The organism is Xanthomonas sp. LF07-6 (genome assembly GCF_034105445.1).
GTDB lineage: Bacteria > Pseudomonadota > Gammaproteobacteria > Xanthomonadales > Xanthomonadaceae > Xanthomonas_A > Xanthomonas_A sontii.
In genome coordinates, this window is sequence record NZ_JAXGGI010000003.1 from 173,607 (window position 1) to 189,032 (window position 15,426).

Genomic DNA, 15,426 nt, shown 5'->3' on the forward strand with positions numbered 1-15,426 from the left:
CTTCGATGGACTTTCTGACCGAGTGGTTCTGGTTCTTCCTGTTCCTGCCGCTGGCGGCATTGAGCGGCTGGGTGATCGGCCGCCGTGGCGGCCAGCGCCATGGCGATACCCAGGTCAGCCGGCTGTCCAGCACCTATTTCCGCGGCCTTAACTACCTGCTCAACGAGCAGCCGGACAAGGCGATCGAGCTGTTCCTGCACATCGCCGAACTGGACAAGGAAACCTTCGAGACTCAGGTCGCGCTGGGTCACCTGTTCCGCCGCCGCGGTGAGGTCGACCGCGCCATCCGCCTGCACCAGGGCCTGGTCCAGCGCGGCGACCTGAGCGACGCGCAACGCGTGCAGGCCTTGCTGGCGCTGGGCGAGGACTACATGAAGTCGGGGCTGCTGGACCGCGCCGAAACCGTGTTCACCGAGCTGGCGCAGATCGACCAGCGTGCGCCGCAGGCGCTCAAGCACCTGATCGGCATCTACCAGGCCGAGCGCGACTGGGAAAAGGCCATCGACAACGCCACACGTTACGAAGAGGTGACCGGCGAGCCGATGGGCAAGCTGATCGCCCAGTTCGAATGCGAACTGGCCGACCGCTACCGCGCCTCGGGCAAGAACGACCTGGCGCGGGAGGCGATCGCGCGCGCCTACCAGGCCGATGCCAAGTCGGTGCGTGCCGGCATCCTGGAAGGGCGCATCGACGTCGACGACGGCAACGACGAGGCCGCCATCCGCGCCTTCGAGCGCGCCGCGCGCCACGACCCGGACTACCTGCCGGAGATCATGCCGGCGCTGATGGAGTGCTATCGCCGCGGCAACGATCTCAGCGGCGCGCGCGCGTTCCTGTCGGAGATGACCGAGCACTACCGCGGCATCGCTCCGGTGCTGGCGCTGACCCGCCTGATGGAGTCGCAGGAAGGCATTTCCGCCGCGCGTTCCTACCTGGGCCGGCAGCTCAAGGACCGGCCGTCGGTGCGCGGCGAGTCCGCGCTGATCGACCTGACCCTGGCCGAGGGCGCCGATTCCACCGCGACCCTGCAGGATCTCAAGCACATCACCGACCAGCTGCTGGTGCGCAATCCCAGCTATCGCTGCACCCGCTGCGGCTTCGGCGCGCGCACCCACCACTGGCAATGCCCCAGCTGCAAGGAGTGGGGCACGGTCAAGCCGTTGCTCAACTACGCGGTGGTGTAGTGCCCATTGCAGGAGCCGCGCTGCTCTTGGCGCTCGGGGTGTTCAGCGCGGCCGGCACCTGGCTGTCGCGCCAGTACGCACTCAAACGCAAGTTGATGGACGCGCCCGGCGAGCGGCGCAGCCACACCGTGGCCACGCCGCGCGGCGGCGGCGTGGCGATCGTGGCGGCGGTGCTGCTGGCCTGCGGCTGGGCGGCCCTGCAATGGCCGCAGCACGGCGCGGGCATCGCCACCGTCGCCGCCGGCCTGGCGCTGGTCGCCGGCGTCGGCTGGTGGGACGACCACCGTTCGCTGTCGGCAGCGCTGCGATTGCTGGTGCATGCGGTCGCCGCGACCCTGCTGGCTGCACTTGTCTACAAGGCGAGCCAGCCGCTGTGGATGGTCGCGCTGGTGTGGTTGGCGACGGTTTCGCTAATCAATATCTGGAATTTCATGGACGGCATCAATGGCCTGGCCAGCAGCCAGGCGATGCTCGCCGCCCTGGGATTCGCCTGCCTGCTGCCGGCGCCGCTGCGCTGGCCGTGCTGGGTGCTGCTGGTGGCCTGCGCGGGATTTTTGCCGTTCAACTACCCCCGGGCGCGCATTTTCCTCGGCGATGTCGGCAGTGGCGCGCTTGGCTACCTGATCGCCGCGCTGTTCGCCTGGTGCCTCGTCGCCGGCGGCCAGGCGCCCTGGCTGCCAGCATTGCCGCTGTCGGCCTTTGCCATCGACGCAGGCTTCACGCTCGTCTCGCGCATGCTCGCCGGCGAACGCTGGTGGCAACCGCACGCGCAACATTTTTACCAGCGTTGGGTACACACCGGCAGTAGCCATACTGTCGTCACGCTCGCCTACGGTCTGTTCAGCATTGTCGCGATTACAATTGCGCGGCTGGGCAGGCCCCTGGATGCGGGCACGCAGGCCGGTCTGACGATCGCCTGGTTCTGTTCGGCAGGTGTGCTTTGGCTGGCCTTGCGCAACCGGATGCGCCGAACTCTCACGGATCACTGATGCTTTCCACGCGCGACCGAGTCACCGAACTGTTTCCCAAGGCCTCCGTGGTTGTCCACGATCTGGCCATCGTCTGGGTCTGCTGGCAGCTGCTGCACGCCGCTCGCTACACAATGCTCCCCGGCGAGCACCCGCTGCCGCTGTGGAACCTCAACACCGCCATCGTGCTGCTGGCGCAGGGGCTGGTGTTCTGGAAGGTCGGCCTGTACCGCGGCCTGTGGCGCTTTGCCAGCGTCCCGGACCTGCTCAATATCTTTAAGGCCAGCTTCTATGGCCTGGTGGCGATCGTGCTGGGGCTGGCCTACAGCCGCTTCGACGCGATCCCGCTGTCGGTGCTGATGGTGTATCCGTTCGCGCTGTCGGCGCTGCTGGGCGCACCGCGCCTGCTGTACCGCGCCTGGAAGGATTATCAGATCGCGCACTCGGACGATACCGCGCGGCGGGTGTTGATCGTCGGCGCAGGCCGCGCGGCCGAGGCCCTGGTGCGCGACCTGCGCCGTTCCGGCGCCTATCATCCGGTCGGCTTCGTCGACGATGCCGGTCACCTGCACGGCGCCAAGCTGCAGGGCCTGCCGATCCTCGGCCGCATCGACGAAGCCGGCGCGATCGCCAAGGAAACCGCCGCCAAGCTGCTGGTGATCGCGATCCCGTCGTTGGACGCGGCCGGCATGCAGCGTGTGGTGGCGATCTGCGAAAGCACCGGCCTGCCGTTCCGCACCGTGCCGCGCCTGCTCGACGTGCTCGAAGGCCATTATCTGCCGGGCGAGCTCAAGGAGGTCGCGATCGAGGACCTGCTCGGGCGCAAGCCGGTGACCCCGGACTGGAAGCTGATCAAGGGTTGGTTGTCCGGGCGGACCGTGCTGGTCACCGGCGCCGGCGGCTCGATCGGCTCGGAACTGTGCCGTCAGTGCGCGCGTCACGGCGCGCGCAAGATCGTGCTGCTGGAGATCAACGAGCTGGCGCTGATCACCATCCATGCCGACCTGCACCGCACGTTCCCCGATCTGGAGATCGACTGCGTGCTCGGCGATTGCGGCGATCCGGCGGTGATCCGCCACGCCATGCAGGTGGCCGAGCCGGACGCGGTGTTCCATGCCGCCGCCTACAAGCAGGTGCCGCTGCTGGAGCGGCAGTGCCGCGAGGCGGTACGCAACAACGTGCTGGCCACCGAGAACGTGGCGCGCGCCTGTGTCGCGGCCAAGGTCTCGACCTTCGTGTTCATTTCCACCGACAAGGCGGTCAATCCGGTCAATCTGCTCGGTGCGTCCAAGCGCTACGCCGAAATGGTGTGCCAGTCGCTGGACGACCAGGCGGTGAGCACGCGCTTCGTCACCGTGCGCTTCGGCAACGTGCTGGACTCGGCCGGCAGCGTGGTGCCGCTGTTCCGCGAGCAGATCCGCCAGGGCGGCCCGGTGACGGTCACCGATCCGCAGGTGACGCGCTACTTCATGACCATTCCCGAAGCCAGCCAGCTGATCGTGCAGGCGGCGGCCTCTGCGTCGCATGGCGCCATCTATACGCTGGACATGGGCGAGCCGGTGCCGATCCGCCTGCTGGCCGAGCAGATGATCCGCCTGGCGGGCAAGCAGCCCGGGCGCGACATCGCCATCGTCTATACCGGCCTGCGTCCGGGCGAGAAGCTGCACGAGACGCTGTTCTACGCCGACGAGAACTACCGGCCCACCTCGCACCCGAAGATCCTCGAGGCCGGCGTGCGCAGCTTCTCGCGCGAGGACGTGCTGCGCGGCGTGCAGCAGTTGCGCGCCGCCGTGGCCGATTACGACAGCGACACCATCGAGAAGGTGTTGCGCATGACCATGCCGGAGTTCGCGCCCTTGCGTCAGCAAGACGGTCACGACGGCTCCGCTACCATCGTTCCATTCCCCGCACGCGAGGCCAGAAGGCTCTGATGAGCAAGAGAATCCGCAAGGCAGTATTCCCGGTGGCAGGTTTGGGTACCCGCTTCCTTCCCGCCACCAAGACCGTTCCCAAGGAAATGCTGCCGATCATCGATCGGCCGCTGATCCAGTACGCCGTGGACGAGGCGATCGAAGCAGGGTGCGACACCCTGATCTTCGTCACCAACCGCTACAAGCACGCGGTCGCGGATTATTTCGACAAGGCCTACGAACTGGAGCAGAAGCTGGAGCGTGCCGGCAAGCACGAGCAGCTGGAAATGATCCGTCACGTGCTGCCGGACGGCGTGCGCGCGGTCTTCGTGACCCAGGCCGAAGCGCTGGGCCTGGGCCACGCCGTGCTGTGCGCCAAGTCGGTCATCGGCGACGAGCCGTTCGCGGTGCTGCTGCCGGACGACCTGATCTGGAACCGTGGCGACGGCGCGCTGAAGCAGATGGCCGATCTCAACGAGCGCAGCGGCGCCAGCGTGATCGCGGTGGAAGACGTGCCGCACGAGAACACCGCCAGCTACGGCATCGTCGCCACCGAGGCCTTCGACGGCCGTAAGGGCCGCATCGCGCAGATCGTCGAGAAGCCCAAGCCGGAAGACGCGCCGAGCGATCTTGCGGTGGTCGGGCGCTACGTGCTCAGCTCGAAGATCTTCGAACTGCTGGAAAGCACCGGCACCGGTGCGGGCGGCGAGATCCAGCTGACCGACGCCATCGCCGCGCTACTGAAGAGCGAGGAAGTGGACGCCTACCGTTTCGAGGGCACCCGTTTCGACTGCGGGACCCACCTGGGCCTGGTCGAGGCGACCATCCGGTTTGCGCTGGAGAACAAGAAGCTGGCCAAGCCGGCGCGCGAGAAGCTCACGCAGATGCTCGCGGAGGAATGAGCCTGGTGCTGCGCGCCGCTGCAGAGCGGTGCGCTGGCTGAGTGCCGATCCAGGAGCCTCTGGCGGCTGATTCGATCCGGATAAGCCGAATCGGATGACAAACGGAAAAGGCAGCCGCGCGGCTGCCTTTTCCGTTTGTGCGCTGGTCTGTACAACACGCGCTTGGTGTCGGACCCTCACCCCAACCCCTCTCCCGGAGGGAGAGGGGCTTGAGCGTGCGCGACGCTGCTTCAGCCATCGAGATCTCTCCTTCCTTCTCCCACCGGGAGAAGGTGCCCCGAAGGGGCGGATGAAGGTACGGGTGCCGCTACGTACAACGAAACCCAGCGCTGCCTTGCATCGCGAGTCGCTTCGCGCCGGACCCTCACCCCAACCCCTCTCCCGGTGGGAGAGGGGCTGTGTACTGCTCCCTTCTCCCGTCGGGTGGCCCGCAGGGCCGGATGAGGGGAGGGCGCCGCGCGCTTACAGCGCCTCGATGATCCCCGCGGCGCCCATGCCGGTGCCGATGCACATGGTGACCATGCCGTACTTCTGCTTGTGGCGGCGCAGGCCGTGTACCAGGGTGGCGGTGCGGATCGCGCCGGTGGCGCCGAGCGGATGGCCCAGGGCGATGGCGCCGCCCAGCGGATTGACTTTTGACGGATCCAGGCCGCTGTCGCGGATCACCGCCAGCGACTGCGCGGCGAAGGCTTCGTTGAGCTCGATCCAGTCCAGTTGGTCCTTGCTCAGGCCGGCCTGCTTGAGCGCCTTCGGAATCGCCTCGATCGGGCCGATGCCCATCACTTCCGGACGCACGCCGGCGACCGAGAAGCTGACGAAGCGGGCCAGCGGGGTCAGCCCGTAGTCCTTGATCGCCTGCTCGGAGGCCAGCAGCACCGCACCGGCGCCGTCGCTCATCTGCGAGGAGTTGCCGGCGGTGACGCTGCCGCCGAACTGGCCGTTGCGGAACACCGGGCGCAGCTTGGCCAGGCCTTCGATCGAGCTGTCCGGACGCGGACCTTCGTCCGTATCGACCAGCTTCTTGCGCAGGGCGATGACGTTGCCGGCCAGGTCGGGCTGGTGCGAGAGGATCTCGTAGGGGCTGATCTCGTCGCGGAACTCGCCGGCGGCGATCGCGGCGATGGCCTTCTGGTGCGAGGCGAGGGCGAAGGCATCCTGGTCCTCGCGCGACACCTTCCATTCCTCGGCCACCTTCTCGGCGGTGATGCCCATGCCGTAGGCGATGGCCACGTGGTCGTCGGCGAACACGCTCGGCGACAGCGCGACCTTGTTGCCCATCATCGGCACCATCGACATCGATTCGGTGCCGCCGGCCAGCATCAGGTCGGCGTTGCCCAGACGGATCTGGTCGGCGGCCAGCGCCACTGCCTGGATGCCCGAGGAGCAGAAGCGGTTGATGGTCTGCCCGGCCACCGAGTTCGGCAGGCCGGCCAGCAGCACGCCGATGCGCGCCACGTTCATGCCTTGCTCGCCCTCGGGCATCGCGCAGCCGATGATCGCGTCGTCGATGCGCGAGGTGTCGATGCCCGGCGCCTGCGCCACCACCGCGCGCAGCACGTGCGCCAGCATGTCGTCGGGACGGGTGTTGCGGAACATGCCCTTGGGCGCCTTGCCGACCGGGGTGCGGGTGGCGGCGACGATGTAGGCTTCCTGGATCTGTTTGCTCATGGCTTTCTCCGAAAGCCGGGAATAGGGAATGGGGAGTCGGGAATCGTAAAGCGATTCGCGCGATCTGCAGCAGTCCTATTTCCGGCAGAAAATTAGGGGTAGAAGGAGGAGCTGGGAATGCGTTTCCATTCCCGATTCCCCATTCCCGATTCTCAGTTCCTAAGCGGCTTACCCGTCTTCAGCATGTGCCCGATGCGCGCCTGGGTCTTTTCCTGCTGGGCCAGTTCGACGAAGTGCTTGCGCTCGAGCTTCAGCAGCCATTCCTCGTCCACCAGCGCGCCGCGGTCGACCTCGCCGCCGCACAGCACGGTGGCGATGCGGGTGGCGATCTCGTAGTCGTATTCGCTGATGAAGCGGCCTTCCAGCATGTTGACCAGCAGCATCTTGAAGGTGGCGATGCCGACGTCGCCGGCGACCTGGATGCGTCGCGCCGGCAGCGGTGGGCGGTAGCCGCCCTCGGCCAGGGCGCGCGCCTCGGCCTTGGCGATGTACAGCGATTCATAGCTGTTGAACACCACCTTGTCGGTGCCGCGCAGCAGGCCCAGTTCCTTGGCGTTGACCGCCGAGGTGGAAACCTTGGCCATGGCCACGGTCTCGAAGGTCTTCTTCAGCTCGGCGAACACGTCGCCGCCCGGACCCGCCGCCTGCGCCGCGCGCACCGCGATCTCCTTGAGGCCGCCACCGGCCGGCAGCAGGCCCACGCCGGCCTCGACCAGGCCGATGTAGCTCTCCAGCGCAGCCACGCTCTTGGCGCTGTGCATCTGGAACTCGCAACCGCCGCCCAGCGCCAGCCCGCGCACCGCCGCGACCACCGGCACCAGCGAATACTTGATGCGCTGGCTGGTGGCCTGGAAGTTGGCGACCATCGCCTCGAACGCATCGACCTTGCCGGCCTGCAGCAGGCCCAGCGCGCCGGCCAGGTCGGCGCCGGCGGAGAAGGGTTCCTTGTGCTGCCACAGCACCAGGCCCTTGAAGTCCTTCTCGGCGCGGCCCACCGCTTCCTGCAGGCCGTCCAGCACCTGGTCGGAGACGGTGTTCATCTTGGTCTTGAAGCTGACCACGGCGATGTCGTCGCCGTCGTGCCACATGCGCAGGCCGTCGTTCTCGAACACGGTCTCGCCCTGCGCGAACTTCTCGCCCAGCAGCGGATCGGGGAAGCGCTGGCGCTTGTACACCGGCAGCGCCGAGCGCGGCAGCTTGGCGTCGCGCGCCGGGCTGTACGAACCTTCGGCGGCGTGCACGCCGTCGCGGCCATCGAACACCCAGTTCGGCAGCGGCGCGCTGCTCATGCTCTTGCCGGCGGCGATGTCGTCGGCGATCCACTGCGCGACCTGCTTCCAGCCCGCGGCCTGCCAGGTCTCGAACGGACCCAGCGCCCAGCCGTAGCCCCAGCGGATCGCCAGGTCCACGTCGCGCGCGGTCTCGGCGATGTCGGCCAGGTGGTAGGCGCTGTAGTGGAACAGATCGCGGAAGGTCGCCCACAGGAACTGCGCCTGCGGATGCTGGCTCTCGCGCAGCTTGGCGAACTTCTCGGCCGGGTTCTTGATCTTCAGGATCTCGACGACTTCCGGTGCGGCGGCGCGGTCGGCCGGGCGGTAGTCCTGCTTCTGCAGGTCCAGCACCACGATGTCCTTGCCGACCTTGCGGAAGATGCCGGCGCCGGTCTTCTGGCCCAGCGCGCCCTTGCCGATCAGCGCCTCCAGCCACTTCGGCGCCTTGAAGAAAGCATGCCACGGATCGTTCGGCAGGGTGTCGCCCATGGTCTTGATGACGTGCGCCATGGTGTCCAGGCCGACCACGTCGGAGGTGCGGTAGGTCGCCGACTTGGGGCGGCCGACCAGCGGGCCGGTGAGACCGTCGACCTCGTCGAAGCCCAGGCCGAACTGCTCGGTGTGGTGGATGGTGGACAGGATCGAGAACACGCCGATGCGGTTGCCGATGAAGTTCGGGGTGTCCTTGGCGTAGACCACGCCCTTGCCCAGGGTGGTGACCAGGAAGCTTTCCAGGCCTTCCAGCACCGACGGCTCGGTGTGCTTGGCCGGGATCAGCTCGGCCAGGTGCATGTAGCGCGGCGGGTTGAAGAAGTGCACGCCGCAGAAGCGGTGGCGCAGCTGTTCCGGCAGCACGTCGGACAGGGCGTTGATGCCCAGGCCGGAGGTGTTGGAGGCCAGCACCGCATGGTCGGCCACGAACGGCGCGATCTTCTTGTAGAGGTCCTGTTTCCAGTCCATGCGCTCGGCGATGGCTTCGATGATCAGGTCGCAGCCGCGCAGTTGCTCCAGGCCGGAGTCGTAGTTGGCCGGGGTGATGGCCTCGGCCAGCGCGGTGCTGGCCAGCGGCGCCGGGCTGAGCTTGGTCAGGTTGGCGATCGCCTTGAGCACCACGCCATCGGCGGGGCCTTCCTTGGCGGGGAGGTCGAACAGCACGGTGTCGACGCCGGCGTTGGTCAGGTGCGCAGCGATCTGCGCACCCATCACGCCCGCGCCCAGGACGGCGGCACGGCGGACGAGCAGGGGATTGGACATAGCGATCAGCCTCTGTGGGTCAACGTTTGCGGGATCAGGGAACCGAATGGGCGAGGAAGCCGGCTTCGGCGAAACGGATGAGTTCGCGGGCGGCGTGGGCACGGTGCGCGCCCTCGCTGACGCCGGCGGGGCGCTTGATCAGGCCGAAGTCGGCCATGGCGTAGGTCAGGGCACCGGCCAGGAAATCCAGGCGCCAGTACAGTTCCTGCTTGCTCAGCCCGGGCACGCAAGCGGCGATGGCCTTGCCGAATTCGCGCAGCACATGGCCGTAGTGGTCGGACAGGAACTGGCGCAGGCTGTCGTTGTTCTCGGCATAGGCGCGGGCGATCACCCGCACGAAGGCGCCGCCGCTCTGCCGCTCCTGGGCCATCGCCAGGGCCGGCTCGACGAAGGCGGCCAGCACCGGGCCGAGCTGGCCGGGATGCTGCCGTTGCGCGGTTTCCAGCTGCGCCATGCGTGCGGCGGTCATTTCGTCCATGCGCCGCCGGAACACCTCGTTGACCAGGTTTTCCTTGGACCCGAAGTGGTAGTTCACCGCGGCGATGTTGACGTCGGCCTGGCTGGTGACCTGGCGCAGCGAGGTGCCGGAAAAGCCGTGCTGCGCGAACAGTTCCTCGGCCGCGCTGAGGATGCGGTCCTTGGTCGAGAAGTGCGCTTGCTTTGCCATGCGGCCGCCAGAATCAATCAAACGATTGTTTGAGTCTAGGCCCGGGCGGTGGGCACGTCATGCTGCTTTGCAGCACAATTCAGCCTGGCCGTGCAAAGCCGGCGCCGATTGGATAGAATTGTCCATCGCAATTCTGGCTAAGCCCGCGTTTTGACGCGGGTTTTTTTCATGTTAACCTCGGGCCTTCAGTGGCCCGCCCAACGGAGAACTTCCCATGGCGCTGGAGCGCACCCTGTCCATCATCAAGCCCGATGCCGTCGCCAAGAACGTCATCGGCGAAATCTACTCGCGCTTCGAGAAGGCCGGCCTGAAGGTCGTGGCCGCCAAGTACAAGCAGCTGTCGCGCCGCGAGGCCGAGGGCTTCTACGCCGTGCACCGCGAGCGTCCGTTCTTCAATGCGCTGGTCGAGTTCATGATCTCCGGCCCGGTGATGATCCAGGCGCTGGAAGGCGAGAACGCCGTGGCCGCGCACCGCGACCTGCTGGGCGCCACCAACCCGAAGGACGCCGCGCCGGGCACCATCCGCGCCGACTTCGCCGATTCGATCGACGCCAACGCCGCGCACGGCTCGGATTCGGTCGAGAACGCCGCCAACGAAGTGGCGTATTTCTTCGCCGCCACCGAAGTGGTTTCGCGCTAAGCGAGGTCGTCGTGAACGAGGTCGTCCATCCTCCCTTGGCCATCGCCGATCCCGTGCGGACCGGCGCGGCGGCCAAGCAGAATCTGCTCGACCTCGATCGCGAGGGGCTGGAGCGCTTCTTCGCCGAGACCCTCGGCGAAGCGCGCTACCGCGCCCACCAGGTGATGAAGTGGATCCACCACCGCTACGTCACCGACTTCGACCAGATGACCGACCTCGGCAAGGCGCTGCGCGCCAAGCTGCAGCAGCATGCCGAGGTCGTCGTCCCCAACATCGTGTTCGACAAGCCTTCCGCCGACGGCACCCACAAGTGGTTGCTGGCGATGGGCGTGGACGGCAAGAACGCGATCGAGACCGTCTACATCCCCGACAAGACGCGCGGCACGCTGTGCGTGTCCTCGCAGGTCGGCTGCGGCCTCAACTGCACCTTCTGCTCCACCGCCACCCAGGGCTTCAACCGCAACCTTTCCACTGCCGAGATCATCGGCCAGGTGTGGGTGGCGGCGCGGCATCTGGGCAACGTGCCGCACCAGATGCGCCGCCTCACCAATGTGGTGATGATGGGCATGGGCGAGCCGCTGATGAATTTCGACAACGTCGTGCGCGCGATGAGCGTGATGCGCGACGACCTGGGCTACGGCCTGGCCAACAAGCGCGTGACCCTGTCCACCTCGGGCCTGGTGCCGCAGATCGACCGCCTGTCCAGCGAGAGCGACGTGTCGCTGGCGGTGTCGCTGCATGCGCCCAACGACGCGCTGCGCGAGACCCTGGTCCCGCTCAACAAGAAGTACCCGATCGCCGAACTGATGGACGCCTGTGCGCGCTACCTGCGCGCCAACAAGCGCCGCGAGTCGGTGACCTTCGAATACACCCTGATGAAGGGGATCAACGACCAGCCCGAGCATGCGCGGCAACTGGCGCGGCTGATGCGCCAGTTCGACAATGCGGTGCAAGCGTCGAACGCTGGCAAGGTCAACCTGATCCCGTTCAATCCGTTCCCGGGCACGCGCTACGAGCGCTCCGGCGAGACCGAGATCCGTGCGTTCCAGAAGATCCTGCTGGACGCACAGGTGCTGACCATGGTGCGGCGCACGCGCGGCGACGACATCGATGCGGCCTGCGGGCAGCTCAAGGGGCAGGTCATGGACCGTACCCGCCGGCAGGCCGAGTTCAAGCGCGAATTGCAGACGCGGGCGGATCGGGATGCGGCGGCGTAGCCAAGGGCGTTCCATCGCGGTGGTGGCGATCGCAGTGCTGGCCTTGCCGGGCTGCAACTGGATCGCTGCCAAGACCGGCACCGTGCGCACCGCCGAACAGGTGCAGCCGCATTATTCCTTCCGCGACAGCCGCGCGGTGAAGTCGCGCGTGGCCTTGCAGGAACAACTGGGCCTGGCCGCCAACGGGCTTGCCTCCAACGACCTGGACGCAGCGCAGACGCATGCGCGCAAGGCGCTGGCAGTGGACGCCGACTCGGTCGACGCACTGACCGTGCTGGCGGTGGTCGCCGATCGCAAGGGCGATGCCGCGACCGCCGGCGGGTACTACCGCAAGGCCGCCGAGCTGGCGCCGAGCAACGGCGCGACCTTGAACAACTACGGCGCCTGGCTGTGCGCGAACGGCTCGCCGGCGGAGTCGCTGGCCTGGTTCGACCGCGCGCTCGCGCTGCAGGACTACGCCACGCCGGCCTCGGCGCTGGCCAACGCTGGCGGCTGCGCACTGCAGGTCGGCCAGCGCGAGCGTGGCGAGCGCGACCTGCGCAAGGCGCTGGAGCTGGATCCGGACAACGCGTACGCACTCGAGGCGATGGCCCGCAACGAGGTCGCGCAAGGGCGCTTTTTCGAGGCACGGGCCTTCTCCGAGCGGCGTCTGGCGGCTGCGCCTGCCACCGCTTCCGTGTTACAACTTGCTATTCAGATTGAGCAAAGGCTGGGCGACAAGGCTGCCGCCGGCCGTTACCAACAGCGGTTGCGCAAGGAGTTTCCCGACGCCGCGACCACGACACCCGGGGCTAGTGCATTGTGATCAGTGATTCCAATCCGAACGCTTTCGATGGCGCCAAAGGCTGCGGGCAACAGCTCCGCGAAGCGCGCGAAGCGGCCGGCCTGAGCATCGACGACGTCGGCAGCCGACTGCGCATGCCGGTGCATGTGGTGCAGGCACTCGAGTCGGAGCAGTGGCAGCGCCTTGGCGCGCCGGTCTTTGTCCGCGGGCAGCTGCGCAGCTACGCGCGCCTGCTCGGCGTCGACCTGGAGCCGTTGCTGCAGACCGCGCAGATCGCGCCGGTGCAGCCGGTCGAATTGATCAGCCACACGCATACGCCGCCGCTGCGGCGCATGCTCGAAAGCGCCACGCGGCGCATGGTCTACGTGGTGATCACCGCCGGACTGGCGGTGCCGGTGTGGTACGCCACCCGTAGCCATTTCGCCGACGACAACGGCCCCAGCACCGCCTCGCTGGACGTGGTGCCTGGCACGCCGGGCACGACCGCTGCCGCGACGGCGACGCCGGCCAACGGTGCTGCTGCGCCGGTGCCGACCACGCCGGCGGCCACGCGTCCGGCGCCAAGCGCCGCGGCGCCGTACATCGCTTCGCTGACGCCGATGCCGCGTCCGGCGGCAGAGCCGGAGAAGAACAGTCTGAGCCTGTCGTTCCAGGGCGACAGCTGGGTGCAGATCCTCGCGCCCGACGGCACGCCGGTGGAGAAGGCACTGCTGAAGGCCGGCGAGACCCGCACGTATGCGCCGGGGCAGGTCGGGCGTGTGGTGCTGGGCAATGCCTCCGCGGTCCAGGTTCAGCAATCCGGGAGTACCGTGGATCTGACCCCGTTCAGGCGCGCGAACGTGGCGCGCTTTGCGGTATCCTCTGACGGTTCCGTGGTGCCCGCCTCCGAGTGACGGCGGCGCGGTTCCTCATCTTCAACATTTCATGTCCCGTCGCAGCGGCGGGGCGAGAGTACGCATGGCGATTGACGACCTGCTCGACGAGCACGAACAAAGCGAACGCGTCCGCACTTGGCTCAGGAAAAACGGCGCCGGCCTGATCGGCGGCATCGTCCTGGGCCTTGGCGCGATCATCGGCTGGCAGTGGTGGACCAAGCAGCGGTCCAACGATCTGGCCCAGGCCAATACCCGCTACGAAGCGGTGCTCAAGAGCATCCAGGCCAATCAGCTGGACAAGGCGGCCAAGGACATGGCCGAACTGCAGCAAGGCTCGACCAACATCTACGCCGAACTGGCGGCGCTGCGCCTGGCCAAGGCGCAGGTCGATGCCGGCAAGTCCGATGCCGCGTTGACCACGCTGCGCGCGCTCAAGGCCGACGGCGAAATGAAGGTGCTGGTCGACCATCGCGTGGCGCGGTTGCTGATTTCCGGCGGCAAGCCGCAGGACGCGCTGGCGCTGGTGGCCTCGGCCACCGATTCGCAGGGTCTGGAGATTCGCGGCGATGCGCTGATCGCGCAGGGCAAGCGCGATGCGGCGCGCGATGCGTACGCCAAGGCGCTGACCAGCCTGGACGTGGCCTCGCCGCAGCGGCGCGTGGTCGAAACGAAATTGATGGATGCGGGCGGCAGCGTGCCGAATGCCGCGGAGCCGATCTGATGAAGGTAGTCATGTTCAAGCGTGTCGCCACCGTGGCCCTGCTGGGTCTGGCCTTGTCGGGCTGCACCACCGTCAAGGGCTGGTTCGCCGGTAAGGATGCGGCCGCCAAGAAAGCCGCCGAGCCGGCCGAACTGGTGAAGTTCACCCCGTCGGTGAAGGTGGTGAAGCTGTGGTCCACCGACGCCGGCAAGGGTGAGCGCCAGATTGGCGTGCGTCAGCGCCCGGTAGTCGCCGACGGCAAGGTGTATGCGGCCGCGACCTCCGGCACGGTGTACGCGCTGGATCTGCAGACCGGCAAGACCATTTGGGAATACGACGCCAAGCAGGCGCGCAAGCAGCAGCTGTCGCAGGCCGAGGACCAGCCGAAGAGCCAGGTCGAGAGCGAGTCCGGCAAGAACCTGTCCAAGGACGAGCGCGCCGCCTACAAGCAGCGTCTGCGCAACGAGAAGCAGCAGGCCAAGGAGCGCAAGCGGCTCGAGAAGAAGCGTCCGCTACCGCGTTTTGCCGGTGGCCCGGGCGTGGGCGACGGCCTGGTGGTCGTCGGTGCGCTGGACGGCGCCGTGATCGCGCTCGATGCCGCCAACGGCACCGAGAAGTGGCGCGCCAAGGTGCCCAACGAAGTGATCGCCGCGCCGGTGATCGCGCAGAACATGGTGTTCGTGCGCAGCAACGACGGCCGCACCACCGCCTTCGATGCGGCGACCGGGCAGCAGCGCTGGTTCAATGCGCAGGAACTGCCGAGCTTGACCGTGCGCGGCAATGCGCCGGTGGTGGCGGGTCCGGGCGTGCTGTTCATCGGCAACGACGACGGCACGCTGGCCGCGCTGGCGATGCAGGACGGTCGCGTGCTGTGGGAGCAGACCATCGGCGTGCCGGAAGGCCGCACCGAGCTGGAGCGCATGGCCGACGTCGACGGCGCTCCGGTGCTCGACGGCACCACGCTGTATGCGACCAGCTTCAAGAACGAGACCGTGGCGCTGGAAGGCCCGAGCGGCCGCCCGCTGTGGAACCGCGATCATGGCGGCGCCGGCGGTGTCGGCGTCAGTTCCGGCAACGTGGTGGTGGCCGACAACGCCGGCACCGTGTGGGCGCTGGACAAGGCCTCCGGATCGGCCATGTGGTCGCAGCCGGGGCTGGCGCGCCGGTCGCTGACCGGCGTGGCGATCCAGGGCGATTACGCCGTGGTCGGCGACTACAAGGGCTATCTGCACTGGCTCCGGCTCGACAACGGCGAGTTCGCCGCGCGCGAGCGGGTCGGCCGCAAGCCGCTGGTGGCGCAGCCGGTGGTCGCGGACGGGATCCTGCTGATGCAGAACACGAAAGGCGACCTGACCGCGTTCCGGTTGGGTCAATAACAAGAGAAGG

The 15,426-nt window shown here is 67.6% G+C and carries 13 protein-coding genes; 10 read left to right on the forward strand and 3 right to left on the reverse strand.

The window, feature by feature from the left end:
• Positions 1 to 5 precede the first annotated feature (5 nt).
• From lapB to galU, 4 genes are read left to right on the forward strand one after another with little or no spacing between them, the layout of a single operon-like run.
• Positions 6 to 1,184, forward strand: coding sequence for a lipopolysaccharide assembly protein LapB (gene lapB / locus SLW56_RS08155; protein WP_017910701.1), 1,179 nt, complete (start codon positions 6 to 8; stop codon positions 1,182 to 1,184).
• Positions 1,184 to 2,173: a glycosyltransferase family 4 protein gene (locus tag SLW56_RS08160; protein ID WP_267085219.1), complete on the forward strand. Its 990-nt coding sequence runs from the start codon at positions 1,184 to 1,186 to the stop codon at positions 2,171 to 2,173. Before lapB ends, SLW56_RS08160 begins: the two co-directional genes overlap by 1 nt.
• On the forward strand, positions 2,173 to 4,083 hold the full coding sequence (locus SLW56_RS08165) for a nucleoside-diphosphate sugar epimerase/dehydratase (RefSeq protein ID WP_267085220.1): 1,911 nt from the start codon (positions 2,173 to 2,175) through the stop codon (positions 4,081 to 4,083). The genes SLW56_RS08160 and SLW56_RS08165 overlap by 1 nt, the downstream gene beginning before the upstream one ends.
• Entirely contained in the window at positions 4,083 to 4,964 is an 882-nt protein-coding gene (galU, locus tag SLW56_RS08170; protein ID WP_043092104.1) for a UTP--glucose-1-phosphate uridylyltransferase GalU, read from the forward strand. Before SLW56_RS08165 ends, galU begins: the two co-directional genes overlap by 1 nt.
• Before the next feature lie 462 nt (positions 4,965 to 5,426).
• On the opposite strand, the gene SLW56_RS08175 is transcribed toward galU, so the two are convergent.
• The 3 genes from SLW56_RS08175 to SLW56_RS08185 all read right to left on the reverse strand — a co-directional run bounded on the left by SLW56_RS08175 (position 5,427) and on the right by SLW56_RS08185 (position 9,824).
• Entirely contained in the window at positions 5,427 to 6,632 is a 1,206-nt protein-coding gene (locus tag SLW56_RS08175; protein ID WP_017913732.1) for an acetyl-CoA C-acyltransferase, read from the reverse strand.
• A gap of 152 nt (positions 6,633 to 6,784) precedes the next feature.
• Entirely contained in the window at positions 6,785 to 9,157 is a 2,373-nt protein-coding gene (locus SLW56_RS08180; protein ID WP_152181412.1) for a 3-hydroxyacyl-CoA dehydrogenase/enoyl-CoA hydratase family protein, read from the reverse strand.
• Between the two features lie 34 nt (positions 9,158 to 9,191).
• Positions 9,192 to 9,824 carry a TetR family transcriptional regulator gene (locus SLW56_RS08185; protein ID WP_017910707.1) on the reverse strand — a complete coding sequence of 211 codons (633 nt, stop codon included), beginning with the start codon at positions 9,822 to 9,824 and terminating at the stop codon, positions 9,192 to 9,194.
• 214 nt (positions 9,825 to 10,038) lie between these two features.
• Here SLW56_RS08185 and ndk point away from each other — a divergent pair, with 214 nt between their 5' ends.
• The 6 genes from ndk (at position 10,039) to bamB (ending at position 15,416) form a co-directional block, all read left to right on the forward strand.
• Positions 10,039 to 10,464, forward strand: a complete 426-nt coding sequence (gene ndk / locus SLW56_RS08190) for a nucleoside-diphosphate kinase (protein WP_002812972.1) — start codon at positions 10,039 to 10,041, stop codon at positions 10,462 to 10,464.
• A 35-nt stretch (positions 10,465 to 10,499) separates the two neighbouring features.
• A complete protein-coding gene (gene rlmN, locus SLW56_RS08195; protein WP_017910708.1) occupies positions 10,500 to 11,681 on the forward strand; it encodes a 23S rRNA (adenine(2503)-C(2))-methyltransferase RlmN in 1,182 nt (393 codons plus the stop codon).
• A gap of 13 nt (positions 11,682 to 11,694) precedes the next feature.
• Positions 11,695 to 12,486, forward strand: a complete 792-nt coding sequence (gene pilW / locus SLW56_RS08200; RefSeq protein ID WP_026143845.1) for a type IV pilus biogenesis/stability protein PilW — start codon at positions 11,695 to 11,697, stop codon at positions 12,484 to 12,486.
• Positions 12,483 to 13,358 carry a RodZ domain-containing protein gene (locus SLW56_RS08205; protein ID WP_017910710.1) on the forward strand — a complete coding sequence of 292 codons (876 nt, stop codon included), beginning with the start codon at positions 12,483 to 12,485 and terminating at the stop codon, positions 13,356 to 13,358. The genes pilW and SLW56_RS08205 overlap by 4 nt, the downstream gene beginning before the upstream one ends.
• A 64-nt stretch (positions 13,359 to 13,422) precedes the next feature.
• Positions 13,423 to 14,061, forward strand: coding sequence for a tetratricopeptide repeat protein (locus tag SLW56_RS08210; protein WP_010342903.1), 639 nt, complete (start codon positions 13,423 to 13,425; stop codon positions 14,059 to 14,061).
• Positions 14,061 to 15,416 (forward strand): outer membrane protein assembly factor BamB, encoded by a 1,356-nt coding sequence (gene bamB / locus SLW56_RS08215; RefSeq protein WP_017910712.1) that lies wholly within the window; start codon positions 14,061 to 14,063, stop codon positions 15,414 to 15,416. Before SLW56_RS08210 ends, bamB begins: the two co-directional genes overlap by 1 nt.
• The last annotated feature ends 10 nt before the right edge of the window (positions 15,417 to 15,426 follow it).

Excerpts from the sequence above, each read along its gene's own strand:
- SLW56_RS08175 (WP_017913732.1), bottom strand. The coding sequence starts at position 6,632 with ATGAGCAAACAGATCCAGGAAGCCTACATCGTCGCCGCCACCCGCACC.
- bamB (WP_017910712.1), top strand. The coding sequence starts at position 14,061 with ATGAAGGTAGTCATGTTCAAGCGTGTCGCCACCGTGGCCCTGCTGGGT.
- ndk (WP_002812972.1), top strand. The coding sequence starts at position 10,039 with ATGGCGCTGGAGCGCACCCTGTCCATCATCAAGCCCGATGCCGTCGCC.
- SLW56_RS08210 (WP_010342903.1), top strand. The coding sequence starts at position 13,423 with ATGGCGATTGACGACCTGCTCGACGAGCACGAACAAAGCGAACGCGTC.
- lapB (WP_017910701.1), top strand. The coding sequence starts at position 6 with ATGGACTTTCTGACCGAGTGGTTCTGGTTCTTCCTGTTCCTGCCGCTG.
- SLW56_RS08180 (WP_152181412.1), bottom strand. The coding sequence starts at position 9,157 with ATGTCCAATCCCCTGCTCGTCCGCCGTGCCGCCGTCCTGGGCGCGGGC.
- galU (WP_043092104.1), top strand. The coding sequence starts at position 4,083 with ATGAGCAAGAGAATCCGCAAGGCAGTATTCCCGGTGGCAGGTTTGGGT.
- SLW56_RS08165 (WP_267085220.1), top strand. The coding sequence starts at position 2,173 with ATGCTTTCCACGCGCGACCGAGTCACCGAACTGTTTCCCAAGGCCTCC.
- SLW56_RS08185 (WP_017910707.1), bottom strand. The coding sequence starts at position 9,824 with ATGGCAAAGCAAGCGCACTTCTCGACCAAGGACCGCATCCTCAGCGCG.